At 57.2% G+C, this 23,892-nt stretch carries 18 protein-coding genes, 1 tRNA gene and 1 pseudogene; 7 read left to right on the top strand and 13 right to left on the bottom strand.

What is annotated here, in order from left to right:
- The 3 genes and pseudogenes from WFM49_RS07065 to WFM49_RS07055 all read left to right on the top strand — a co-directional run.
- Window positions 1–687: pseudogene (locus WFM49_RS07065) on the top strand (hypothetical protein); the annotation flags it as partial.
- Entirely contained in the window at window positions 684–1,016 is a 333-nt protein-coding gene (locus WFM49_RS07060; RefSeq protein WP_336972488.1) for a hypothetical protein, read from the top strand. The pseudogene WFM49_RS07065 and the gene WFM49_RS07060, both read left to right, overlap by 4 nt.
- Before the next feature lie 317 nt (window positions 1,017–1,333).
- Window positions 1,334–2,485: a tyrosine-type recombinase/integrase gene (locus tag WFM49_RS07055; RefSeq protein WP_336972486.1), complete on the top strand. Its 1,152-nt coding sequence runs from the start codon at window positions 1,334–1,336 to the stop codon at window positions 2,483–2,485.
- A gap of 76 nt (window positions 2,486–2,561) precedes the next feature.
- Here the strand turns inward: WFM49_RS07055 and WFM49_RS07050 are convergent.
- The 13 genes from WFM49_RS07050 to WFM49_RS06990 all read right to left on the bottom strand — a co-directional run bounded on the left by WFM49_RS07050 (window position 2,562) and on the right by WFM49_RS06990 (window position 16,563).
- Window positions 2,562–2,638 (bottom strand) — tRNA-Pro (locus tag WFM49_RS07050).
- 213 nt (window positions 2,639–2,851) lie between these two features.
- On the bottom strand, window positions 2,852–4,384 hold the full coding sequence (locus WFM49_RS07045) for a M81 family metallopeptidase (protein ID WP_336972484.1): 1,533 nt from the start codon (window positions 4,382–4,384) through the stop codon (window positions 2,852–2,854).
- Between the two features lie 19 nt (window positions 4,385–4,403).
- Entirely contained in the window at window positions 4,404–5,585 is a 1,182-nt protein-coding gene (locus WFM49_RS07040; RefSeq protein WP_336972483.1) for a YgeY family selenium metabolism-linked hydrolase, read from the bottom strand.
- Window positions 5,576–6,511, bottom strand: coding sequence for an N-carbamoyl-D-amino-acid hydrolase (locus WFM49_RS07035; protein ID WP_009454329.1), 936 nt, complete (start codon window positions 6,509–6,511; stop codon window positions 5,576–5,578). The genes WFM49_RS07040 and WFM49_RS07035 overlap by 10 nt, the downstream gene beginning before the upstream one ends.
- Window positions 6,512–6,661: 150 nt before the next feature.
- Window positions 6,662–8,305: a dipeptide ABC transporter ATP-binding protein gene (locus WFM49_RS07030; RefSeq protein WP_009454330.1), complete on the bottom strand. Its 1,644-nt coding sequence runs from the start codon at window positions 8,303–8,305 to the stop codon at window positions 6,662–6,664.
- A gap of 24 nt (window positions 8,306–8,329) precedes the next feature.
- The gene (locus tag WFM49_RS07025) at window positions 8,330–9,169 is read right to left on the bottom strand and encodes an ABC transporter permease (RefSeq protein ID WP_009454332.1); all 840 of its coding nucleotides are present in this window, start codon (window positions 9,167–9,169) and stop codon (window positions 8,330–8,332) included.
- A 27-nt stretch (window positions 9,170–9,196) separates the two neighbouring features.
- Window positions 9,197–10,138, bottom strand: coding sequence for an ABC transporter permease (locus WFM49_RS07020; RefSeq protein WP_009454334.1), 942 nt, complete (start codon window positions 10,136–10,138; stop codon window positions 9,197–9,199).
- Window positions 10,135–11,733, bottom strand: coding sequence for an ABC transporter substrate-binding protein (locus WFM49_RS07015; RefSeq protein ID WP_336972478.1), 1,599 nt, complete (start codon window positions 11,731–11,733; stop codon window positions 10,135–10,137). Before WFM49_RS07015 ends, WFM49_RS07020 begins: the two co-directional genes overlap by 4 nt.
- Window positions 11,734–11,810: 77 nt before the next feature.
- Complete coding sequence (locus tag WFM49_RS07010) at window positions 11,811–13,055, bottom strand: Zn-dependent hydrolase (protein ID WP_021446635.1); 1,245 nt, start codon at window positions 13,053–13,055, stop codon at window positions 11,811–11,813.
- Window positions 13,052–14,299: a diaminopropionate ammonia-lyase gene (locus WFM49_RS07005; protein WP_021446636.1), complete on the bottom strand. Its 1,248-nt coding sequence runs from the start codon at window positions 14,297–14,299 to the stop codon at window positions 13,052–13,054. Before WFM49_RS07005 ends, WFM49_RS07010 begins: the two co-directional genes overlap by 4 nt.
- Before the next feature lie 21 nt (window positions 14,300–14,320).
- Entirely contained in the window at window positions 14,321–15,166 is an 846-nt protein-coding gene (locus WFM49_RS07000) for a MurR/RpiR family transcriptional regulator (RefSeq protein ID WP_009454338.1), read from the bottom strand.
- 526 nt (window positions 15,167–15,692) lie between these two features.
- Window positions 15,693–16,067, bottom strand: coding sequence for a DUF7079 family protein (locus tag WFM49_RS06995; RefSeq protein WP_254499298.1), 375 nt, complete (start codon window positions 16,065–16,067; stop codon window positions 15,693–15,695).
- A gap of 328 nt (window positions 16,068–16,395) precedes the next feature.
- Window positions 16,396–16,563, bottom strand: a complete 168-nt coding sequence (locus WFM49_RS06990) for a hypothetical protein (protein WP_254499300.1) — start codon at window positions 16,561–16,563, stop codon at window positions 16,396–16,398.
- A 932-nt stretch (window positions 16,564–17,495) separates the two neighbouring features.
- Between WFM49_RS06990 and pgaA the strand changes: the two genes are divergently transcribed.
- The 4 genes from pgaA to pgaD are packed head-to-tail and all read left to right on the top strand — an operon-like array spanning window position 17,496 to window position 23,864.
- Entirely contained in the window at window positions 17,496–19,979 is a 2,484-nt protein-coding gene (gene pgaA / locus WFM49_RS06985; RefSeq protein ID WP_336972474.1) for a poly-beta-1,6 N-acetyl-D-glucosamine export porin PgaA, read from the top strand.
- Between the two features lie 12 nt (window positions 19,980–19,991).
- The gene (gene pgaB / locus WFM49_RS06980; RefSeq protein ID WP_021446638.1) at window positions 19,992–22,013 is read left to right on the top strand and encodes a poly-beta-1,6-N-acetyl-D-glucosamine N-deacetylase PgaB; all 2,022 of its coding nucleotides are present in this window, start codon (window positions 19,992–19,994) and stop codon (window positions 22,011–22,013) included.
- Window positions 22,006–23,334 (top strand): poly-beta-1,6-N-acetyl-D-glucosamine synthase, encoded by a 1,329-nt coding sequence (gene pgaC / locus WFM49_RS06975; RefSeq protein WP_021446639.1) that lies wholly within the window; start codon window positions 22,006–22,008, stop codon window positions 23,332–23,334. The genes pgaB and pgaC overlap by 8 nt, the downstream gene beginning before the upstream one ends.
- Window positions 23,331–23,864: a poly-beta-1,6-N-acetyl-D-glucosamine biosynthesis protein PgaD gene (pgaD, locus tag WFM49_RS06970; protein ID WP_009454351.1), complete on the top strand. Its 534-nt coding sequence runs from the start codon at window positions 23,331–23,333 to the stop codon at window positions 23,862–23,864. Before pgaC ends, pgaD begins: the two co-directional genes overlap by 4 nt.
- Window positions 23,865–23,892: the final 28 nt, after the last annotated feature.

Here is a 23,892-nt window from a genome sequence, read left to right as displayed (position 1 = left end):
GCAGGTATCCCAGCAAGGGATGCAGAGATTGAAGCGCTGCGAAAGGAGATTGACACCTTGCGGGCGCAGCAACCTGTAAGCGGTGCTGATGGGTTGCCCATCGAGTTGCAGGGTGTCTCAGAAACAGCGGCAGAGGGCGGCGGCATGTGGCGCTCATGCTCAGGGTGTCACGAACTGAACGAAGGCCACGACACCGGCCCGCGAAGCAAAGTGTTCGGCTGCGCGCTCGGAAATGGCTGCTCGGAGTGCGGAGGCATTGGCGCAATTTGGGATACGACGGACTACGGCGCAATGGGCGATGCGCTGGCCGCCAGCATAGCCCAGCCCCAACCATCCGGAAATTCCGGAGAGTTGCCGGCCACTCAGACGCAAGGCATGACCCTGGGCCAGCGCATTGCCCACGTTGGAGGCCGTGAAAACGCACAAGGCTATGTCGAGTTCGGCTCTCCAATGGCAGTCCATGCGCTGATCCAGCATGTGCTACGCGATTTTCACCGGCAAGGCCGGGTAAACATCACCCCCGCCCAGCAGGACGCTGGCAAGGCGGATGCTGGAATTGAAGCTGCTGCCAAAGCCTTAGCTGAATGCATGGATTACCCGTGGGAGCCTATGCCCGAACAGGGCCGGGATGCCATGCGTAAGCACGTTAAGACCATTATCGACGCAGCCCGTAAGGAGCAGGCATGACCGAACAAGAAATGCTGATGTTCGCCGCCAAAGCTGTGGGGATCGAACTGCGATTCAGCAAGGAATGGCATAACCCTGGACAGCCTACATACGGTCCACTCGCACAGCCTATCCGCTGGAATCCACTTGCTGATGATGGTGAGGCCCTGCGCCTGGCGGTCAAACTCAGACTGACAATTAAGGTCGCCGACCACGAAATTGAAGTGTTCGACGAGTGGGGAACATGCATCGTGACGATGGGGATGCTGTCTTCGGAGGATTACGTTGCGTCCACCCGCTTCGCCATCGTCAAGGCAGTTGCCGAAATAGGTAAGGAGCCAGACCAGTGAACGAATCAATCACGGCCCTACTCGCTGTGACAGCTAAAGAATGGAACCTGCCCGGCTTAGAGCCGGGTTTTTAACACCCAATCCCAAAGAGGCCAAAAGATGCAGACAGCCCGTTTTCTGCGCGCTGGCAAGGCACACGCATATCTTGGCATGTGCCGCGCCGTATTCGACCGCGACGTTCGCCCTTTCATCACTGAGATACCTATCGGCGCTCGTGGTATAGCATTCGACCGCCTTGAGCTTGATCGTTGGGCAGACCAATACAAGCAATCCAAGGGCAAAAACAGCACAAACTCATTGGAAGAAACACAAAAGACATGGCAAAGAAAAGCATCCCAGGGCTCTTCAAGCGTGGTGGCGTATGGCACGTTGACAAGCAGATCGCGGGATATGGACGCCTTCGCTGCAGCACAGGCACGAGCGACCACGCAGAAGCCCAGACGTTCCTAATCTATAAACTTGAGGAAATTCGCAAGCAGGTGGTGTACGGGGCCCGGAGCTATCCAACCTTCAGGCAGGCTGCCACACGGTACTTGAATGAGTACGCTGATCAGCCGTCTGCTTGGCACACAGCCACCTACCTTGGGCAACTCGACAAGTACATTGGTGACATGCCCATCAATGAAATCAAGCACTCAAGCTTTGAGGCATACATTGAGGATCGTCGTGAAACGGCCAGCAACAGAACGATCAATATCGCTCTCCAACGCGCTGTTCGTGTCTTGAACTTGTGCGCCAGGAAATGGCGAGACGAGCAAAACCGCCCTTGGCTTGACAGCGTACCGCTAATTGAAATGTTGGACGAGAAGAAAACGGCGCGTACACCCTACCCACTCGACTGGAGAGAGCAGGATCTGCTTTTCTCGGAGCTGGCGCCACACCTTAGAGCGATGGCGCTCTTTAAAGTGAATACCGGATGCCGGGAGCAAGAGGTTTGCAAGTTGCAGTGGGACTGGGAAATACCTGTGCCGGAGCTTGGCATAAGCGTATTCCTTATACCGGCTGATTTTGGGGGTCGATTTGAGACGTCGGGCGTCAAGAATGGCGAGGACAGGCTGGTCGTTTTGAATAGTGTCGCCCGTTCCATTATTTCAAGCCAACGTAGGCAGGATCCCGTATGGGTCTTTCCGTACAAGGGTGGCCCGATGGCACGCATGAATGCCTCGGGATGGCGCGCAGCCAGACGGCGTGCAGCTCAAAAATGGGAGGATTTATATAAACGCCCTGCGAATGTCGGTTTCAGCACTGTACGAGTGCATGATCTGAAACACACATTCGGCAGACGGTTGCGTGCTGCGGGAACGCATTTGGAAGATAGGCAGGTTTTGCTGGGCCATACGAATGGATCAATCACAACCCATTATTCAGCCGCTGATTTGTCCAAGCTGCTGGCCGAAGTTGAGAAGCTTGCCCACAATGCCGAAGAGGCGCCGGTGATCACGCTACTGAGAAGACGGGGTGATCGGTGAAAAATGAATCCCCACAAAATCCCCACAGCAACGAACAAGGGCTTACAACAATTAAGCTGTAAGCCCTTGATAAATATGGTCGGAACGGAAGGATTTGAACCTTCGACCCCTTGCACCCCATGCAAGTGCGCTACCAGGCTGCGCTACGCCCCGAAAGAATTAAACTATAACCCTGTTCTTCCTTTCTTGCAAGTGTTTTTTAGATTTTTTCTTTCGATTCGAGATTATTGATAGTTAATCCCGGTGTCGATTGAAATCCACACTTGTCTGAACAGGCGGTCTGATTTTCAAAGCTCATTTTACCGAGCTAATCCGCATCAAAACCGTGAAGGCAGGAGTATACCTACTTAGGTAAAAAATGCAAAGCTATTGTGAACAGGCCCGCCCTTCTGATTGCATGATTCGCCATTGAGACAGGCTGGGGCCACCGGGATACAGCAGGCGCTCTGCCGGCAAGCGTTCCCATGGCAAGTCTGTGGTGCGCATGGAAACGCCTCCCGGGGCGGCTCCGACAATGATACGGTCACTGATACAGCCAAAGTCCGCCCTGAAATGTACAGCGCTTTTCAAGACCAGTATCTTCATTTGCTCCGGCTCTATCCCCACAAAACGGAACATGCTTTGATCTGCCATTTGCGACTTGTAGGAGGCCAGAACGATACGCACACCCTCTATGCGCAAACAGGCACTAGGCCCCAGGTTCATGGCACAGCCTGCGTAATACGGACCGGTGGCGGAGAACTGACCATCAGATACGGACTCGATATAGAAGCGTGCATGCAAGGGCGTATCACCGGGAACACCGGATTTACCCCCCAGGGACAGCTCGATGCTTTTACCAGCCCCTGCCTGGTGGACCAGAGCAGCGCTTTCCGGATCCACGATCAAGCCTAAAGCCGCATCGGATACCTTGGCTTTCAGCAAGGCACGCAAGAGCCCACAAGTATCGGAGCTAGCACCGCCGCCGGGGTTATCGTGTGCATCGGCAATAATCACCGGGCCTTTGCCGGGATGACTCAGCGCCCATTGCACAGCTTCGTCCGGTTCGTACAGCTTGCCTTGAAAGCCTTGGGCTTTATCAAGCACCTCGTCCAGAAAGCCTGCCAAACGGCTATCGGCTTCTTCCTGCGTCTGCGCATAGGCCCACAAAACCGCTCCGCATTCGGGCACGTCAGCAGCAGGAAAGCCCATGGCGAAGGACACGCTCCCCTCGCCTTCTATTTCTTCCAGCGATGACAAGTGACGGTACAGGCTGGCAGCCGGTTCCATCTCGGTGCTTTGCCAGATCGCCGGGATCAGGAAGGGCAGTCGATGCCAGGCCAATTCCGGGCGACGACCGCTTTGCAGACATCGCATCAGCGCCTGAAAAGTACGCTCACCCGTTTGCGCCATATCCACATGCGGGTAAGTTTTGTACGCCACCAGCATATCGGCCTGCGCCAGCATGGTGTCGCTGACATTGGCGTGCAAGTCCAGACTGGCGACCACCGGCACGTCCGGCCCCACCATCTCGCGCACCAGAACCAGCAAATGCCCTTCCCCATCGTCCCGATGCTCGGCCACCATGGCGCCGTGCAAGTCCAGATACACCGCATCCACGGGCAGAACTTGCTCCAGGCGGTACAGAATCTCCGCCACGATCGCCTCATACGTCATGGCTTCGACGGGAGCGGAAGGACTGGCCGCGGCCCACAATAGCGGGACGCACTCGACCCCGGCTTGTGAGGCGGCAGCCATAAACCCGGCTGCCGGGATGTTGGCACCACGCAAGGCAGGTTCAATCGCCTCTGCCCGGCACATTCCCGGCCAGCCGCCCCCATGCTCAAAGTCCGCCATCGTTGCCATGGCCGGGCCAAAGGTATTGGTCTCATGCTGAAAACCCGCTACTGCAATACGCATCACTTGTCTCCGATTGCTATTACGCTTGTCCCGCCAGTTGAAGGCAAAGCTGTTCGTAAATGTCCTTGGCCCCCAGAACATCATCGATAGCCACCGACTCATCCGCCGTATGCGCCTGTGCTTCCTCGCCCGGTCCCAGACCGATGGTCGGAATGCCACGCCGCCCCGCAGACTCGGAGCCATTGGTGCAAAACCACCAGGTATCCATTTCCACCACACGCCCAGCTTGCTGGACGGCTTGCACCATGGCTTGCGCCAAAGGAGCCGACTCATCCAATCGCCAGGCGGGCAAGTCCCGCCCCGGACTGGCCTGCTGACCTGTATAGGTTTGTACCTGACTGTCCACCAGTTCCAGCGAAAAGCCCTCCACCCCTGCGGCTTGCAAGCATTGCTCCATTTGCTTGAGCACCGATTCACTGCTTTCTCCCACCAGGGTGCGACGATCAAAACGGACGGTAACGGAAGAAGGAATCAGCGAAATGGACGGATGCGGGTCAGAAATAATGTCGGTCGGCACCAGCAAAGCCTGCCCCACCTGCGCATCCTGCGGCAGTTCCAGCGTCTGTAGGGCCGAAATCGCCCTGGCTGCGGCCTGAACCGGATTAACTCCCAGGTGCGGCAAGGCTGCATGGGCAGGACGGCCTTGCAGACGCAACAGGATCTCCTGCCGCCCTTTCTGACCCACCATGATGCGCAAACGTGATGGCTCACAAATCACCACGGCGGCTGGCGTGCATTGTTCCAGAGCGTGAGACAAGGCATAGCCTTCGATCACCTCCTCCATCACGCTGGCAGACACGGCAATACGCTGTTTCAAGGCGCCGTTACGAGCCGCTGCCGCCGCGCCACACAGAGCAGCGGCCAAGCCTGCCTTCATGTCACTGGTGCCGCGCCCATACATGCGGCCGTCCTTGATTTCGGCTCCAAAAGGCTCCACCGTCCAGGTTCCGGCGATCGGCACCACATCCATATGGGCATCGAACAACAGCGCCAGCGGAGCCTGGGCCGGGCCGACAAAACCCAGCACCGAACCTTTTTCATCAACACTGATTTGATCAAAGCCCAAGTCCCGCATGACTTGCTGCACAAAGTCCGCCATGGCCTGCTCTTGTCCGGACAGGCTGGGGATGCGCACAAAAGCCTGTGTCAGGCTGACCGCGTCCCAGGCCAGATCCATTTGCTTGCGTTCGCTCACGCCCATGGCACTACCGCTCCACGTTGCGAGCTGATCAAACCATAAGCCTCTGGTCGACGATGACGCTCAAAGTTGAAGGTCGTGCTTTTGTAGGAATGGCACAGATCCAGATCGCAGCGGGCAATGGCCAGCTCGTCACCCTTGGTCGAGCAAGCCGCAACAATCTCCCCAGACGGCGCAATGATGGCGCTGCCGCCAATCATCTCGATGCCCTCTTCGCTACCCGCCTTGGCCACGCCCACCACCCAGGTGCCGTTCTGATAGGCCCCGGCCTGCATCACCAGATGGTTGTGGAACATGGACAGATCGTCGTGCTCCGGGGCGGGCGGGTTGTGAACCGGCGTGTTGTAGCCCAGCATGACCATTTCCACGCCCTTCAAACCCATGACGCGGTAGGTTTCTGACCAGCGGCGGTCGTTGCACAAAGCCATGCCCATCACGCCCCCAAAGGCCGACCACACACCGAACTCGTGGCCGGGTTCAAAGTAATATTTCTCCAGATGCTGGAAAGCACGCCAGGGCTCGTCCTGGCCGTGACCGGGCAAATGCACCTTGCGATACTTGCCCACAATCGTGCCGGTTTTATCGACCAGAATGGATACGTTAAAGCGACGCTTTACGCCGTTTTCAATGACCAGCTCGGCATAGCCCAGGTAGAAACCTATCTGCAATTTGGCAGCGGCATCAAACAAGGGCTGGGTGTCCGGCCCCGGCATCTGGGTTTCGTAAAAACAATCAAAATCGGAAATATCCTCGCTGAACCAGCGCGGGAAAAACGTGGTCAGTGCCAGCTCGGGAAACACCACCACATCAACATCCATTTTCTTGGCTTGATGCAAATGGGCCAGCAAGCGGTCCACCACCTGTTTTTTTGTTTCATTGCGTGCGATGGGACCCAATTGGGCCGCAGCTACATTGACGAACCTGGACATGAAATATGAACTCCATCAACAATTAAGATCCGCCCTGGGCGGGATTCGGAACGCCCGGCCCCTCTCAATCAAGGGCCAGAAATCGAAAACAGACTGCGCGCCGGGCTGCGCACAAGGCTCAGCCCCCAGTTGCGCTGACACGCGCATCAATCAGGCATAAGCACAAAAATTCTGAAAATCCCAATGCACACCGGGTGCGGATTCCACCAGTTCACGGGTGTAAGCCTGACTAGGCTGGCTAATGACACGGCCTGGGTCCCCGGCCTCCACAATCCGGCCTTTTTGCATCACCACAATGCGATCGGAAATCTGGGCCGCCACCCTTAAATCGTGCGTAATAAACAGGATGGCCACACCAGTTTTGCGCTTGATATCGACCAGCAACTTGAGCACTTGCTCTTGCACCAGCACATCCAGCGCGGACACGGATTCGTCCGCAATCAGGACATCCGGCTCCATCACAATGGCGCGGGCCAGACAAAGCCGTTGCCGCTGACCACCCGAAAATTGATGCGGATAGCGCTCCAGCACATCCGCATCCAGCCCCACAATGGACAAGACCTCGGTCACGCGCTCGATAGCGACTTTGGGATCGACGCCGATGTTGTGCATGCCCTCTGTCAAAGATTGGCCAATCGTTACGCGGGGATTCAGCGAGCGATACGGATCCTGAAACACGATTTGCACTTTGCGCCGCTGCGCCAGGCTGCGATCCTTGCAGGCGGCGGGTAAAGTTTCACCGTTCAGCGTGATCTGCCCTGAACTTGCCTCAACCAGGCCAATAATGCAGCGCGCCAAGGTGGACTTGCCCGAGCCGGACTCCCCCACGACACCCAGCACTTCATCACGGCGTATATCCAGATTGATATCGCTAAGCGCATGCATCTTGCGACCTTTGGAGAACCAGCAATCCGAGCCATAGACCTTGCCCAAACCACGGGCGCTCAACACGATCTCGTTTTGCACTTCCTCTTTTGCAGGCGGATGCACATTGGGAACGGACGCAATCAGGGAGCGGGTATAGGCTTCTTTGGGATTGGACAGAATCTGCTGACACGTCCCCATCTCCACACTATCGCCACGCTTCATCACCAGAATCCGGTCAGCAATATCGGCCACCACACCAAAGTCGTGCGTCACGAAAATGACCGAGGTGCCGCATTCGCTTTGCAGTTCCTTGATCAGGCTTAGAATCTGCTTTTGCGTGGTCACGTCCAACGCCGTGGTAGGCTCATCCGCAATCAACAAACGTGGCTGCAAGATCAAGGCCATGGCAATCATGATGCGCTGGCGCTGACCGCCGGACAGCTCATGCGGATAGGCCATGAAGAGTTTTTCCGGCTCCGGCAAACGCACACGCTCCAGCATATTGATCACACGTTGGCGACGCTCCTGTCGGGAGCTGTTCTTCTCGTGGATACGGATCACTTCGTCGATCTGTTCACCCACCCGCTGCACCGGATTCAGGGCTGTCATGGGCTCCTGAAACACCATGGACATGGCCGAAGCCCGCAAGGACAGCAAATGCTCCTTGTTCATGGTCAGCAGGTTCTCGCCCATCAGCTCGATACTGCCTTGGCTGACACGCAAGGTATCGGGCGGCAACAAGCCCATGATGGCAAAGGAACTCAAGGATTTGCCCGAGCCGGACTCGCCCACAATGCACAGGGTCTCGCCTGCATACACATCAAAGCTGAGCTTGTTCACCAACTGGCGGGGATTAGTCGCTTTAGTTTCGATGCACAAGTCCTTCACCGACAAAACACAGTGGGGCTTGGTCGTAGAGGTATTCATTGTTATGTCTCCTGCCCTCGTCATTTACAGCCGTGTGACCAGCTTGGGATCCAGAGCATCGCGCAAGGCGTCGCCCAGGACGTTGATACTGAGAATGGTGATGGACAGCACAATGCCGGGGTACAGCACGATGCCGGGAATCAGCTGAAAGTACAGGCGACCTTCGGCAATGATGTTGCCCCAGGAGGCCATCTCGGGAGGGATGCCAGCCCCCAGGAAACTCAAGATCGCTTCCAACAACACCGCCGAGGCAAACACATAAGTGCCCTGCACAATCAAGGGTGCGAAAGTATTGGGGAACATATGGCGCGACAAGATCACGTAGGCCGAGGTCCCTACCGTCATGGCCGCTTCCACATAGGGCTCGGAACGCACGCTAAGGATCACGCCCCGCACCAACCGTGTCATGCGTGGGATCTCCGGGATGGCAATGGCGATCAGTACCGTGGTCAGGCTGGCTCCGGACACCGACACCAGCGCAATGGCCAGCAAGATGCCAGGGATGGCCATGACACCATCCATCACTCGCATGATGACGGCATCCAGACGGCGGAAGTAACCCGCCAGCGAACCCAGAATCACGCCAAAGAACACGCTGATGGCCAGGACACCGAACCCCACCATGAAGGACACTTGCGCCCCATACACCACGCGGGAATACAAATCCCGACCCAGTGCATCCGTCCCCAGCCAGAACTGCTCGGAAGGCGGTTGCAGACGCACGCTAGGGTCCAGTTGGGTAGGATCTTGCGTACCCAGAAACGGGGCAAAGATCGCCATGGCGGCCATCAGGATCAGGAACAGCAAGGCGGCACGGGCCGAATTGCTGGCGACCACTTTCTTCAATTTGTTGAGCTTTTGCATATTGTTCTACCTGTAAAAAGCGAGGGCTCAATAATCGATACGGGGATCGACCAGCATGTAGGAGATATCAATCAGCAGATTCACCCCTACATACACCAGCGAAAACAGCACGATCAGGCTCTGAATCACCGTAAAGTCGCGCGACAGCACCGCATCCAGCACCAAACGTCCCAGCCCTGGAATGTTGAAGACCGATTCCGTTACCACCACCCCGCCGATCAGCATGGTGATGCTGATGCCGATGATCGTCAGGATGGGAACCGCCGCATTGCCCAGGGCGTGACGTGTCAGAACACGACGCTCGTTAAGGCCCTTGGCACGGGCGGTACGGATGTAGTCCTCGTTCAAGGTATCGATCACACTGGTGCGCACAATGCGGGTAATCAGGGCGATGTACACCGTACCCAGGGATACCGCAGGCAGAATCAAATGCCGCAAGTGCTCCCAAAGACCTTCACTCAGGGGCTTGTAGCCCTGTACCGGCAACCAGCGCAGCTCCAGCGAGAACAGCAGAATCAACAAATAAGCCACGATGAATACCGGCACGGAAAAGCCCGCCACCGACCCTGCCATCACAAAGCGATCCAGCGACTTGCCCCGATACCAGGCCGAGCACACCCCCAATGGAATGGAAATGGCCAGGGTGTAGGCCAGGGTCAACAAGGTCAGCGAAACCGTAGGCCCCAGACGATCCAGCACCAGATCCTTGACCGGGCGGCTGGAGATCAGGGACGTGCCAAAGTCCCCTTGCACCATGCTGCCCAGCCATTGCACAAACTGCACCGGCACTGGCTGGTCCAGCCCCATCTGATGACGGATTTCCGCGATCTGTGCATCCGTCGCGTTATCACCCGCCACCAGTACAGCGGCATCGCCATGTGTCATGCGCAGGACCACAAAGATCACCAGCGCCACAATCAGCAATACCGGGATGGTGGCCAGTACGCGCTTGAAAATAAGCCCAATCATCGCTTCTCCACATTCCAGAAGACCGGAACCGGCGTTTGCAGAAAGCCATTCAGGTTCTTGCGCACGGCGCTGACCATCTTGAACTCACCCAGAGGGACGATCACACCTTCATCCATGATGTGTTTTTGCAAGTCCGTGGCCAAACGCACCAGCTCGGACTCGCCACTGGCGCGGGCAAATTCCATGCGTGTCTTTTCAATGGCAGGAACATCCGGCCAGCCAAACCAGGCCTTGTCGCCGTTGGAGGCCACCGCCATGAAGCTCAGCGGGTTGCTCACGTCCACCAGACCCGAATAGGTGGTGATGATGCTCCAGCCGCCCTCTTGCACGGGACGCTTGGACGTGCGGCGAGTCTGCACGGTTTGCCAGTCCATGGCTTCCACGTTGACGGTGAACCCGGCATTGCGCAGTTGCTGGGCAATCACAGGCACCACGGGCGAAGTCAGGAAGTCGGTGGGATGCAGCAAGACCACGGGCTCGCCCTTGTAGCCGGCCTGCTCCAGCAGCTTTTTCGCACCGGCGGCATCACCCTTGAAGTAGGCTTCAGAACCGGCTTGTGACGGGAATACGCTGTGGCAGCCAAACACCGCCCCACACGTTTCAAAGTATTCCGGGTTGCCCACTTGTGCCTGCATCAAGGGCTTCTGGTTCAGCGCCATCATGGCGGCCTGACGTACTTGCTTGTTATTGAATGGCGGCTGCAGGAAGTTAAAACGCATCTCGGTCTGCGCGCCCCGAGCCGTGGAAGCATTCAGCACAATGTCCGACTCGTTTTGCAGCAGGGGCAAGAGGTCCAGCTGAACCTGATCGATCACATCAATCTCGCCACTGCGCAGCGCGTTCACCCCGGTCATGGCATCGGGCATGGCCACCCAACGCACACGATCTACCTTGACCTGTTTGCCACCGGCCAACCCGCTGGCAGGCTCATTGCGGGGCACGTAGTCCGGGTTTTTCTCGAACACAGCCTGCACACCTGGGCGATATTCCTTCTCCACAAATCGGAATGGTCCCGAACCCACCGTAGAAGTAATCGCCTGACTGACCGGCGTGCGTGCCACATCCTTGGGCATGACAAACAAGGGCAAGGAACTGGGTTTGCCCATGGCGCGCAACGCGATGTCGGTCGGGAAGGAGAACTGCATCACAAAAGAGCGATCATCCACGACCTCCATCTTGGTCAGGAACTCCGTCATGATCTGGCCCATCTTGTCCAACTGAATCCAGCGCTTGATGGACTCGACCGCATCTTCAGCCGTGACGGGCGAGCCATCATGCCAGCGCAGGTTGTCACGCAAGGTCATGGTGTAGGTCTGGCCGTCCTCGGACACTTTCCAGCCTTCCAGCATCTGGGGTTTGACCTGCCCCTGCGCATCTTCTGCCAGCAAGGTGTCGTACACCATATAGCCGTAGTTACGCACAATGTAGGAGGTGGTAATGACTGGGTCCAGGGAACGCAAGGGCGCTTCCATTACGGCGGTCAGCGTGGTTTGAGCACTGACCGCCACGGGGGCAATAGCGGTAATGGCAAGGGTAGCCCAGACGGCGGCTAACGATTTGGCAGGACGCAAGCGGTCCTTAAGCAGGTTGCTCATGTTTTGTCTCTCCAGGTAGTTAAAAGCGGTCCGCCTTTGCTCTTGTGGCGGCGGTCCCGTCATCAGGGATTTACTGCTTATTCACGGGCCAGCTCCACCAAGGTCGATAGCAGAATCGAACATCCCGCTATCAGGTCTTTATCGTGGGTAAACTCTGCCGGGTTGTGGCTCAAACCACGTACACTCGGTACAAAAATCATGCCTGTGGGGCAAGAGCGCGCCAGCATCTGCGCATCGTGCCCGGCACCGCTGGGCATGCGCTTGACCGAGCAGCCCAGATCCTTGGCGTGTTGCTCGACCTTGCTGATCAAGCGTTCATCAAACTGCACAGGATCAAAGCGGGCCAAATGGCGATGCTTGATCTGCACACCCTCACGCTCGGCCGCCTGCCGGGCGAAATCCAGCACTTCCTGTTCGGCCTGATCCAGGCTGGCCTTGTCCACATTGCGCAAATCCACGGTAAATACGGCTTTGCTGGGGATCACATTGACCAGATTCGGAAACAGCTCGCAGCGCCCTACTGTGCCCAGTTGCGGCGGGCCGTAACGCTCAGTCAACTGGCGTACAAAACTACCAATTTGCTGCGCCACGACACCGGCATCATGACGCAGGTGCATGGGCGTGGTGCCCGCATGGTTGGAGACACCATGCACCTCAAACTCCAGCCAGCAAATCCCTTGCACGCCAGTCACGGCACCAATATCAATGCTTTCATGCTCCAGAACCGGGCCCTGCTCAATATGCAGTTCCATATAGGCATGCACATCAGGTTGGCCGCAAGGCACGGAACCGGCGTAGCCAATACGCTCCAGATTCTCGCGCACGGTGCTGCCATCAATGCCCACGGTGTCCAGTGCTTCCTGCAAGGACAAGCCACCTTGAAACACCAGACTGCCCATCATGTCCGGAGCAAAGCGCGCTCCTTCCTCATTGGTAAAGGCCACCACTTGCAAGGGACGATCCAGTTGCACATCGGCATCATTCAAGCTGGCCACCACTTCCAGTCCAGCCAGCACACCCAGATTGCCGTCGTAGCGTCCGCCAGTACGCACGGTATCAATGTGCGAACCCGTCATGACCGGCGCCACATCCAGACGGCCAGCGCGTGTCCCGATAATGTTACCGATCTGATCGATCTCCACACGCATGCCCAGATCACGCATCCAGCTGACCACCTGATCGCGGCCCGCCTTGTCCTCATCCGTCAGGGCAAGGCGGCAGACGCCGCCCCCGTCGATTGCACCAATCTGCGCCAACTGCGCAATACGCTGCAGCAGGCGTTCGCCATTAATGGCTAAACAAGTGCTGGCTGCGCTGTTCATACTGGCTCCTGAGCCAGCACTTCTTTGGCGCTCATACCGACAATGCGCTGATACAGCTCTGCATCGGTATCACCTTCGCTGGCAAAAAATAGGATTTGGCTGTTTTCATCAATACCCAATGCCTGACGCCAGTCCGCTTGCTCGCACGCAGCCATGCAAGCCGCCACACCGGCCACGGCAGACTCACCCGCCACAATCGGCGCATCACCTTTATCGGCACGGGCCAGACGGCGCATGGTTTGCAAGGCGGCATCGTCTTCCAGCGTCATATAGGCATAGGTGCCGGGATCCAGAATTTCCCAGGCCAGCAAGGAAATTTCGCCGCAAGCCAGACCGGCCATCACCGTATTCAAATCGCCGGTGACCGTGACGGGCTTACCTTGAACAGCACTTTGGAACAGGCAATCGGCCTTGTTGGGTTCCACCACAATCAAGCGAGGGCGCTGCGCACCCAGACGCTCCCACATATGGGCGCATACGGCCGCCGCCAAACCACCCACACCACCCTGAATAAAGACGTGAGTCACCGGCTTGCCCGAAGCAATCTGATCCAGCGCTTCCTGCACCATCACGGTGTAGCCCTGCATCACATCCTTGGGCACATCCATATAGCCCGGGTAGGACGTATCGGACACCACAAAATAGCCATGCTCTTTGGCATCTTCAGCAGCTTGGCGCACCGAATCATCGTAATTGCCGGGCACGCGTACTACCTTTGCCCCGTAAGAGGCAATGGCCTGCTCACGACCAGTACTGACATGCTCATGGATATAGATCACGCACTGACAACCGGCATTCTTCGCCCCCCAAGCCACCGAGCGGCCATGATTGCCATCGGTCGCGCAGGTCACGGTCAAACCAGCAATAAAGTCCTTGTAGGCAGGACTCTTCAGATCATCCAGCGTCAGGCTGGCATTGCCGGTATGAGCTTGCAACTGACGCAACAGCAAACGATTGACGGCATAAGCACCGCCCAAAGCCTTGAAGCTGCCCAAACCAAAACGACCGGCCTCATCCTTGTAATACACCCCGCCCACCTTCATCTGCGCGGCCAGGCCGGGCAAATGACGCAAAGGAGTAGGCGCGTAACCGGGCCACTGCACGATGCTGGCCTGAGCCTGCTCGTAGGCGGCCACCGACAAAATCGATTGCAAGGAGGCGTCATATTCCTGGCTATCCTGAACGCAACGAGGGTTCAGATACAGTTGCACCGCGCCTTGCTCCCGAACGGCATGTTTGTTCATGTCTGCTCCACTTCTATGGGTTTAATTATTGGACTTCAAGTCCTGAAAACTGCGATGGATGGATTCAATCTTCTGCAACTTACGGGCAACCTGCGTCTCGGCCTGCAGTGCCACCCGGCTGACCAAGTAATTGATCAGGCTGAGCGTGCCGGTATGCGAGTCAAACAAGTACTCCCCGCGTGTTGCCACCGTGAATGCGATGTCTTGCGAACGCAGCAAGGAGCTTTCCAGGCCATCCGTCAAAAAAGCCATCTGTACCGACTCGCCCCGCAGATGCTCCACCAAGGAAGGCAAGAGCACCGAGCGGCGACGAAAATCCATCACCAGGGCCAGATCCCCTGCTTCCACATCGGCCAGTTGCTCGGTCAGATGGGCCACCGTGCCCACCGCCAGATGCACATCCGGGCGCAGCTGCTGCAGTAAAGAGTGGGCGTAGCACGCCAGGATCTGGCCATTGCGGAAACCAAACACCCAGATGCGTCGTGCTTTCAGGGCGGCTTGGGTGAAGTTGTCCAGATGCTGTTCAGTAATGTTCTGGAAGGTGGTGGAAATGTTCTGTACGTCTGCATTGATAAACGGCGTCATATCGGCCTGAATACCGCTGCTGGACATGGAGTGCAGACGCTTGAAGGGAGCGCCGTCACCCATTTGCTCGCGGGCCGTGACCCGGAATTCGTTAAAGCCGTTAAAACCCAGACGCCGGAAAAAGCGCACCGCGGTAGCCGCCGATACACCTGCTTTCTCGGCCAGTTCCTGGGCGGAGTAAGTCGCCAGCTGCCCCATATGAGACAGGACCACATCGGCCAACCGCCGCTCCGCGCTGGGCAGGACATCGAGAATATCCAGGATCGAATCTTTGATGACCATGACACAACCTAAAATTGAAATTTGTTTTTCATATAATACTTAATAAAATTTTAATTTCAATTATGGATGTAATGATTTGGCTCCGTATTTACCCTTGGGAGCAGAAAAAAAGAAAGAAGATCATGATCTCACGTCCACCAAGAGTGGCTTCAAATAAGGCCCACAGAGAAAAATAAGGGATAAACCCTTATTGGGAAAAATTTCTGTTTCCTGGCAATGAAAGCATAAAGCCCATGATGAAATTTAAATTTCATCATGGGCTTTGGTAAGACAAATTTCAGAACCAAGGCCGCTTGCAGAAGCCAGAAAAACCCCGTCAAGTGGGCCTATTGCGCTGGCAACAAAGACAAACAACGCGCAATCAGAATATCGGCCAAGGACAGACTTCTGGCCACACTCCGGGACCAGAGCGCATACATCTGGCAAGCCAGCATGGCATCCTCAACATCAAGCGCCAACAGTTCACATCGATACGCGGATGCCTCTTGCAAGGCTTGTCGCATCACGCCCCCATTTTTAACGATCGTTAGAAATGGGGGGGATTACCCGATGACAAGTACTGAGACAGCTCACGCCACTCCTTGGCAAAGTAATAGCGCAGGAAACGCTGCTGGGCATGCCAGCGCACCCGTCTGAACAGACCGGCACCGGCACGAGCCTGGCGATGCGCCACAATATCGCGCCAGAGTTGGTCGGGTTCAAACCCGGTCCAGATTGAAGGGATGGGGGCAAGCGCGTTGGAATAGCAAACCGGCGCCACCCACTCGAACAAAGCCCTTTCTACATGGTGGACCGAAAAGTACTTGGCCACGTTCGCAATAGCCTGGTAATTAACCGGCCTATCTACAAACAATTCCGACAAGGCTTCACACAACGCCTTATCGCTTGGCTGATCACTCAAGATGTAACTCCTTCTCTCCAGCCATTTCCCCCTTTGATAATGAAGGGAACTACCATAACATCCAGCGACACACCGTCCGGTGGTCCAGACGATACTGGGCAGCTAAGGATCACGCCCCTATCTGCGTTGATCAATATGTCTGTGCAACTTCTAGCTTGAATGCTTCTGTGTACATCGCCATATAAAACACCCCAAAGCTTGGATGGGTATCAAACTTTTGGGGTGCAGTTCAATTTTTCAACAGGCGGGCATTTTTGCGTGTGGAAATGCTTAATTCTTCCAGCATCCGCCGTTGAAGCCTTGCCAGGTACCAAGCTGTCTCCAGAAATTAACCCGAATGTGCACGTTTGCCGGGATTTTTCTTGCTGCGGGTATGCGCACCGCGCTCCTGGCTAACACGTTGCCCCCGGAATTTCGTGCTGAGGTTCACGCCCTTGGGGGGGGCAGGAGGGGGAGTACGCTTACGGTCGGCTTCTGTAACAATTTTGGTGCCCATGGAAATCTCTCCGGTTTGGTCAACTTGCGTTTATTTTGCGTTCGCTCGGTTTAATCTCGGCCACAGGAATCATCACGGATAACCTGTCACCTCATCCAGCATAACAGGCATTGAACCAACCGGCCCCATAACCATGCCCCCCCCTCGCAAGGCCAGATGTCTGGACGTACACGCACTTTGGTATGGTTGCAGCAGTAGCCCCTACCCTTTCAAGGCACGAGCCGTATGTGTTTTTCCATACAAGGGTGAACCCATAGCGAAATGAATGCCTCTGGTGGGCTGCCAAGTGACGAGCGGCCCAACCGTGAGAGGATTTGTACCAATGTCCAGCCAATGCCGGTTTCAGCGCAGTGCGAGTACATGACTTAAAGCACACATTTGGGCGACGGCTGCGTGCTGCGCGAATGCATTTGGCAAACAGGCAAGTTCTGCTAGATCCCACGAATGGGTCAATCACAACCGACTATTCAGCCGCTGATTTGTCCAAATTGCTGAACGAAGTTGAGAAGCTTGCCCACAATGCCGAAAAAGCGCCGGCGGTTACGCTTCTGAGAAGACGGGGTGATCGGTGAAAAACGAGTCCCCACAGAATCCCCACAGCAATGAACAAGGGCTTACAGCAATAATGCTGTAAGCCCTTGATAAATATGGTCGGAACGGAAGGATTAGAACCTTCGACCCATTGCACCCCATGCAAGTGCGCTACGCCCCGAAAGAATCAAGCCCCGACCCTGTTTGCTCTGTTGTGCAAGCTTTTTCTTAAGAAGCATCTAGCTTAGGCCGAGTGGCTTACTACAAAAAACCTGGTGGTTTACATCAAAAGGCCAATTACCGCCAGAGGCCCAGACTCCTAGGATACCCCTTAAGACCCTTCTGTTCGCTCAGTAACGAACAGTGGCAGGACGTACACACAAACAACAAGGGGAAGAGAAGTGTCCAGGCGATCAATAAAAAGACAAGCTCTGCAAAACGTCGGTCTCTTCCCAGCCAGAACCTCGTTTCTGCGCCGGTTCTGGCTGGATTCCTTTACCCTGCTGGTACTGACCGCGTGTAGCACCAGCCTGTATGCCGCCTCCTACGAGGATTGGATCAAACAGGCACGCCAAGGCCAATACCAATCCGCCATTGCCGGCTTGCAGCAGTACCGGCAACAGCATCCGCAAGAGACACGTGTCCAGCTTGATCTGATGCGCATTCATGCCTGGGCAGGCCAGCCGCAAGAGGTCATCCGCCTGTACCAAAGCTGGCCGACCAACCTGCCCTTGCCGGCCGATGTATTGCTGCTGACAGCACGCGCCTACAAAGATGCGCGCCAATGGACACCGGCCCAAAACCTGTATCGGGAAGGAATGCGGCGCTTTCCACAACAAGCCGCCTTCACCATGGGCCTGTGCATGAGCCTGGCCGATGCCGGACTGACTGCCCAGGCCTTGAGCTGCGCCCAGCAACTGCAGCCGGCCACACGCCAAAACACCATGTACCTGCTGACGCGCAGCTACATCTACCGCGCTGCCGGCCAGAACTACGAAGCCCTGCGCGTCAGCCAGGATGCTCTGGCTGCCCAGCCAGACAAAACCGATGTTATCCGGGATTATGACCAGTCCCTGCATGCCGCTGGACTGCACCGCCAGGCGATGGAATGGCAAACACAACATCCCGACATCTTCTCGAACGCAGACCTGGCTGACCGTCAAGCCGACTATGCCGCTGAATTGACACGGCTGTCGCCCCAGCCCACACGCACACTACCCGAACGTTTTCTGGTCGCCAATCGAGCCATCGCGTTGCAAGACAAACTGGCTGACAGCGCCAGCTTTCTGGGTAACCCCGCTTTCGCCCGCCGCATCCGTGGTGACCGTCTGATTGCGATGGACACACGCGAAGACGCACCCTCTACAGTAGACATTGCTCCCGAACGGGCGGCCCAATATCCAGGCTATGCCTATGCCTCGCTAGGAGCCCTGCAACTGCGCGCCCGTCACCCCGAACAAGCCGTATCCAGCTACGAGCGGGCGTTGGCCGAACCCTCGCTGGACGCAAAAACACGCACACGCTATCAAACCGGATTGGCCTTTTCCTTGCTGGAGTCTGGCCGCGAAGATCAGGCACTGGCATTGGCCGAGCGCATGGAAAAAGACATGCCCGCCACTCGGTGGCTACGCGGGAATCCAATCCCCCAGCCCAATCCAGGCTATACCGACGCCTTGATTTTGAAAAACTCGCTCTATACCTATACGGGTTTGCTCAAGGAGGCGCGCGAAAATCTGGGCAAGGCCAGCGCACAGGCACCGAGTAACGTCAACCTACGCGTGCCGCTGGCCGATGCCCAGCGCATGTCGGGCATGCCACGGGCGGCGGAACGCAATCTGAAGATCGCCGAAACCTACGCGCCGCGCCAAGAAGACGTCATCATCAGCCAGGCCCAGACCGCCCTGGATCTGCACGAATACCGCCAGGCCGAAGAACTATTGGCGTATGCCAAAGCGCACTACCCCACCAATATGCGGGTCGCGGAACTGGAAAAAGACTGGCAGTCCTACCGCAAGAATGAATTGATCCTGCGCAGCGGTTTTGAAACCAGCAACGGCGGCGATATCTCGGGCAATGACGGCATTCGCACCGAGGCGCAATGGTACAGCGCCCCCATCAACTACAACTGGCGCGCCACCGCCCTGGCCGGTCACCTTGATACCAGCGACGAGCTTGGTCACAACGTGAACTGGCAGGGAGCCGGCCTGGAGTACCGCGGCCGCGACTGGCAATCACAGTTGACAATCAACAACCAGAACTGGGGTCAGGGCAACAAGATGGGAGCCAGCCTGCAGCTTGATCACGAGCTGAGCGATCACTGGAGCATCGGCGGCACCCTGGACTATCGCACCCTGGATATTCCGAATCGCGCCCTGGCCGCAGGCATCACGGCCAACCAGGGACAAGTACGGCTGCGCTGGAAAAACGGCCCCGAACAATGGGTGCAAGCCGCCTATACCGGGACAAAATTCTCTGACAACAACGTACGTCAGAGTCTGCAGATCACAGGTAACCAACGCATCTACACCAGCCCGCGCATCAAGGCCGACGCCCAGCTGGAACTATGGGCTTCCGGCAACAAAGACGAAGACAGACCCTACTACAGCCCACGGCGCGAATACATGGCTGTGCCTGCCCTACGTCTGGAGCACCTGCTTTACCAACACTATGACGAGCGCCTGACCCAAGCCCTCACACTGGGTGTGGGCTTACATCACCAAAGCGGCTATGGCAATGGCACCGTAGGTTCCGTCGCCTACGAACTGAACTACCAGCACGACCGCAATCTGGAAGTCGGCCTGCGCCTGCAGGCCCTGTCCCGCCCCTATGACGGCCAGCGCGAACAGCAGTACAGCGGCATGGTTGAACTCAAGATCAAATTCTAAGCGGCCACGACAATGAGCACACGAATCCTGACCCTTCTGATAGTGGCCTTCAGCGCCCTTTTATCCGCCTGCAGCGCCAGCCCGCCGGCCCTGTATGTACCGCCCGAGCAGCGTCGCCTCGAACAACAAGAGCAGCCCTGGCGCAATGACGAGCTACTCATCATCGCCTACCACGACGTGGAGGACCACGATCCTAACCAGGCGTACCTGAGCGTCAGTACCGAGCACCTGCGCCAGCAGTTTTCCTGGCTACAGGAAAACAACTATGTGCCCGTCAGCGTAGAGCAGATTATGCGCGCCCGCCAAGGTGTGGAGCCTCTGCCTGAAAAGGCAGTGCTGCTGTCATTTGACGACGGGTATCAAAGTTTCTATACCCGCGTGTTCCCGCTGCTAAAAGCCTATCACTGGCCTGCGCTGCTGGCCCCGGTCGGCAAATGGTTGGACACCCCCGACAACGAAAAAGTGGACTTTGGCGGTCTTCCCACCGAACGTTCGCGCTTTTTGCACTGGGCACAAATCGACGAAATGGCCAAATCCGGTTTGGTGGAAATCGGCGCGCACACCCAAAACATGCATTACGGTGCCATCGCCAACCCACAAGGCAATATCCAGCCAGTGGCTGCCGCACATCGCTACCTGACCGATCAGAAACGCTACGAGACCGATGCCGAGTACACCGCCCGCTTTCGCGAGGATGTGCGCGCCATCAGTGCCCGCGTCAAACAGCACGCCGGTAAGCCGCCGCGCGTCTGGGTCTGGCCCTATGGCCGGATCAGCGGCCTGGGCCTGCAAATTCTGGAGCAAGAAGGCTATCAGATGGCCCTGACGCTGACCGACGGCGTGGCCAATGTCCACGACCCGATGAATATGCCCCGCTATCTGGTGGATAACGACCCGGACATCAGCACCTTTGCAGGCTTTATCACCGCCCGTGAAGACCGTCAGGCCGAGCGCGTGGTGCATGTGGATCTGGATTATGTGTACGACCCCGATCCGGCGCAGATGGAACGCAACTTGAGCGCCCTGGTGCAACGCATCGCAGACCTGAAACCACGTAGTGTCTATCTGCAAGCCTTCGCCGACCCCACAGGCGATGGCCTGGTGCGCGCGGTCTACTTCCCCAACCGCCACCTGCCCATGCGCGCCGACCTGTTCAATCGCACGGCCTGGCAATTAAGTTCGCGCGCCCACGTCAATGTCTTTGCATGGATGCCCGTGCTGGCCATCGAGACGTCCGAGCCGGCGCAACGCGTGCTGCAATGGCATGCCGACGGCAGCCCACCTTCCCTGCCCACACAAGGCTACCGCCGCCTGTCCCCCTTTGACCCTCGCACTCGCCAGATCATGGGCGATCTGTACGAAGACCTGGGACGCAGCGCCATCTTCTTTGGTGTCGTATTCCATGACGATGCCACGCTGACCGACTTTGAAGATGCCTCGCCCGCCGCCCTGGACGCCTACGAAAACGCCGGCTTTGGCAGGGACATCAGAACGATACGAGCCAATCCCGAGCAGTTTGAGCGCTGGACGCGCTTTAAATCACAAGCCCTGATCGACTTGACCCGGGAACTAGCTGATCGGGTACGCAAGCAGCGCGGCCCGCAGATCAGTACGGCCCGCAATATGTACGCTCTACCGGTTCTGAAGCCCCAGAGCGAACAGTGGTTTGCTCAGAACCTGAACGATTTTCTGCAAGCCTATGACTGGACTGCCGTGATGGCCATGCCCCGCATGGAAGACATCCTCGATCAGCATGCCGTGACCTGGCTGAACGAGCTGGTCGATAAGGTGGCCAGCCACCCAGAAGGCCTGCGCCGCACCGTGTTCGAAGTGCAATCGGTCGATTGGCCCGGCCAAGGTCAACCATCCCGTCCGCTGGACTCCCATCTAGTGGCCGGCTGGCTCAATGCACTGACGGCAAGAGGGGCGCGACATGTCGGCTATTACCCCGACGACTTTGTCAACAATCAGCCCAAGATGAACGTGATTCGTCCGGAAATCACGATTGAATGGTATCCAACAAAAAATGATTGAACGACTGATCGCCCTATTGGCCCTGTGCCTGATCGTCGGAATTCCCCTGGGAATCACCGTCGCCCTGACCAGCCACCTACTGCTCTACTTCATCTTCATGTACCCGCTGTTCATGTCGGGCATATGGATAGGCGGCGGCTTGATCTTCTGGTTCCAGCATGAACGCCGCTGGACCTATAAACCACACGCCCCACCCGAACTGGAAGGCATGCCGCTGGTCAGCATCCTGATCCCCTGCTTTAACGAACAGGCCAACGCCCGCTCTACCATCCTGTCCGCGCTGAACCAGGTCTATCCCAACATCGAAGTCATCGCCATCAACGACGGCTCCAGCGACCGCACCGCCCAAGTGCTCAATGATCTGAGCGAGGAGTACGACAAGCTGCGCGTCATCCACCTGGCCCAGAACCAGGGCAAGGCACTGGCCCTGCGCATGGGAGCCCTGAGCGCCAGCGGCGATTACTTCGTGTGTATAGACGGGGATGCTTACCTGGACCCGGAAGGCGTCAATTACCTGGTCGCCCCCATGCTGCGTAACCCGGAAGTCGGTGCCACCACCGGTAATCCGCGCATCCGCACGCGCTCCACCCTGATCGGCCGCATCCAGGTTGGCGAGTTCTCCTCGATCATCGGGCTAATCAAGCGCACGCAGCGCGTCTACGGAAAAATCTTCACGATTTCCGGCGTGATCGCAGGCTTTCGTCGCCAGGCCTTGGACGAAGTGGACTACTGGAGTCTGGACATGATCACCGAGGACATCGATGTGACCTGGAAGTTGCAGCTGGCCGGCTGGCAGGTGTTCTATGAGCCGCGCGCCCTGTGCTGGGTGCTGATGCCCGAAACACTGAAAGGCCTGTTCAAGCAGCGTTTGCGCTGGGCTCAGGGCGGTGCGGAAACCTTCCTGAAATACACCCCGCAGGTGCTGCGCTGGGAAAACCGCGGCATGTGGCCCCTGACCCTGGAATACCTGTGTTCGACCTTATGGAGTTTCGCCCTGGGCGTAGCGATGCTGATCTGGTTGCTTGGACAAATGCTCCACTTGCCTGCCGCCACCCAGATCGACGGCCTGTTCCCGCCCTCGTTCACCGGTATGGTGCTGGCCGGCATGTGCCTGCTGCAGTTCGCCGTCAGTATCTGGATCGACCGTCGCTACGAGCCCGATCTGCCCCTGACGATGTTCTGGATCATCTGGTACCCATTTGCCTACTGGTTGATCAATTTTTTAACCACGCTGTGGAGTTTCCCCATGGTCATGCTGCGCCTGCGTCGCAAACGCGCCCGCTGGAGCAGCCCCGACCGGGGTATCAAGGAGCTGTCATGATCATCACGACCCAACGCCATCCCATCACTCGCTGGATAGACCGTCTACTGACCATCGCCGGCTGGTTCGTCTTCAGTTACCTGATCGCCAAAGGCTTGCTCCTATTGATCGGTCACACCATGGACAAAGCTGGCTACGAACAGATAGATCCGATCTTCCCAACCCTGACCACCTTTCTGTTCTACGGGGCGGTTCTGCTGACCAACGGCCTGCTGCTGTTGGCCTGGTCACGCTGGCGACGCCAGCAGCGCCAGCAGCGCCACCTGCGCCAGGCCCTGTACCGCCAACGCAGCCGCTCGCATCGCGTCAAGCAGCCCCCCCTGCCGCACTTTGATCACGAGCAGATCGATACCGTGCGCCACAGCCGCATCGTCGTGCTCTACAACGCCCAGGACGGCGCGGTACAGCATGTAGAAGCAGCCAATCCGCTACCCATGCAGCAGGCAACCGGCCCACACGACGGAGAACCACTGACACCGCTGATCTTTCGTCCGCGCGCCTACCCCAAACAGCCTACGCCGAATCAGTAGCACCGACGCAAAAACAGCCCTGTGCAAG

The organism is Alcaligenes sp. PF14 (assembly GCF_037150615.1).
Classification (GTDB): Bacteria; Pseudomonadota; Gammaproteobacteria; order Burkholderiales; family Burkholderiaceae_B; genus Alcaligenes; species Alcaligenes phenolicus.
Note: the sequence above shows the minus strand (reverse complement) of the source record. Positions and strands in the feature narration are given on the sequence as shown.

Bases quoted from the DNA above. Each gene is read 5' to 3' on its own strand.
- WFM49_RS07060 (WP_336972488.1), top strand. From the start codon at position 684: ATGACCGAACAAGAAATGCTGATGTTCGCCGCCAAAGCTGTGGGGATC.
- WFM49_RS07055 (WP_336972486.1), top strand. From the start codon at position 1,334: ATGGCAAAGAAAAGCATCCCAGGGCTCTTCAAGCGTGGTGGCGTATGG.
- WFM49_RS07045 (WP_336972484.1), bottom strand. From the start codon at position 4,384: ATGCGTATTGCAGTAGCGGGTTTTCAGCATGAGACCAATACCTTTGGC.
- WFM49_RS07040 (WP_336972483.1), bottom strand. From the start codon at position 5,585: ATGGGCGTGAGCGAACGCAAGCAAATGGATCTGGCCTGGGACGCGGTC.
- WFM49_RS07035 (WP_009454329.1), bottom strand. From the start codon at position 6,511: ATGTCCAGGTTCGTCAATGTAGCTGCGGCCCAATTGGGTCCCATCGCA.
- WFM49_RS07030 (WP_009454330.1), bottom strand. From the start codon at position 8,305: ATGAATACCTCTACGACCAAGCCCCACTGTGTTTTGTCGGTGAAGGAC.
- WFM49_RS07025 (WP_009454332.1), bottom strand. From the start codon at position 9,169: ATGCAAAAGCTCAACAAATTGAAGAAAGTGGTCGCCAGCAATTCGGCC.
- WFM49_RS07020 (WP_009454334.1), bottom strand. From the start codon at position 10,138: ATGATTGGGCTTATTTTCAAGCGCGTACTGGCCACCATCCCGGTATTG.
- WFM49_RS07015 (WP_336972478.1), bottom strand. From the start codon at position 11,733: ATGAGCAACCTGCTTAAGGACCGCTTGCGTCCTGCCAAATCGTTAGCC.
- WFM49_RS07010 (WP_021446635.1), bottom strand. From the start codon at position 13,055: ATGAACAGCGCAGCCAGCACTTGTTTAGCCATTAATGGCGAACGCCTG.
- WFM49_RS07005 (WP_021446636.1), bottom strand. From the start codon at position 14,299: ATGAACAAACATGCCGTTCGGGAGCAAGGCGCGGTGCAACTGTATCTG.
- WFM49_RS07000 (WP_009454338.1), bottom strand. From the start codon at position 15,166: ATGGTCATCAAAGATTCGATCCTGGATATTCTCGATGTCCTGCCCAGC.
- WFM49_RS06990 (WP_254499300.1), bottom strand. From the start codon at position 16,563: ATGGGCACCAAAATTGTTACAGAAGCCGACCGTAAGCGTACTCCCCCT.
- pgaB (WP_021446638.1), top strand. From the start codon at position 19,992: ATGAGCACACGAATCCTGACCCTTCTGATAGTGGCCTTCAGCGCCCTT.
- pgaC (WP_021446639.1), top strand. From the start codon at position 22,006: ATGATTGAACGACTGATCGCCCTATTGGCCCTGTGCCTGATCGTCGGA.
- pgaD (WP_009454351.1), top strand. From the start codon at position 23,331: ATGATCATCACGACCCAACGCCATCCCATCACTCGCTGGATAGACCGT.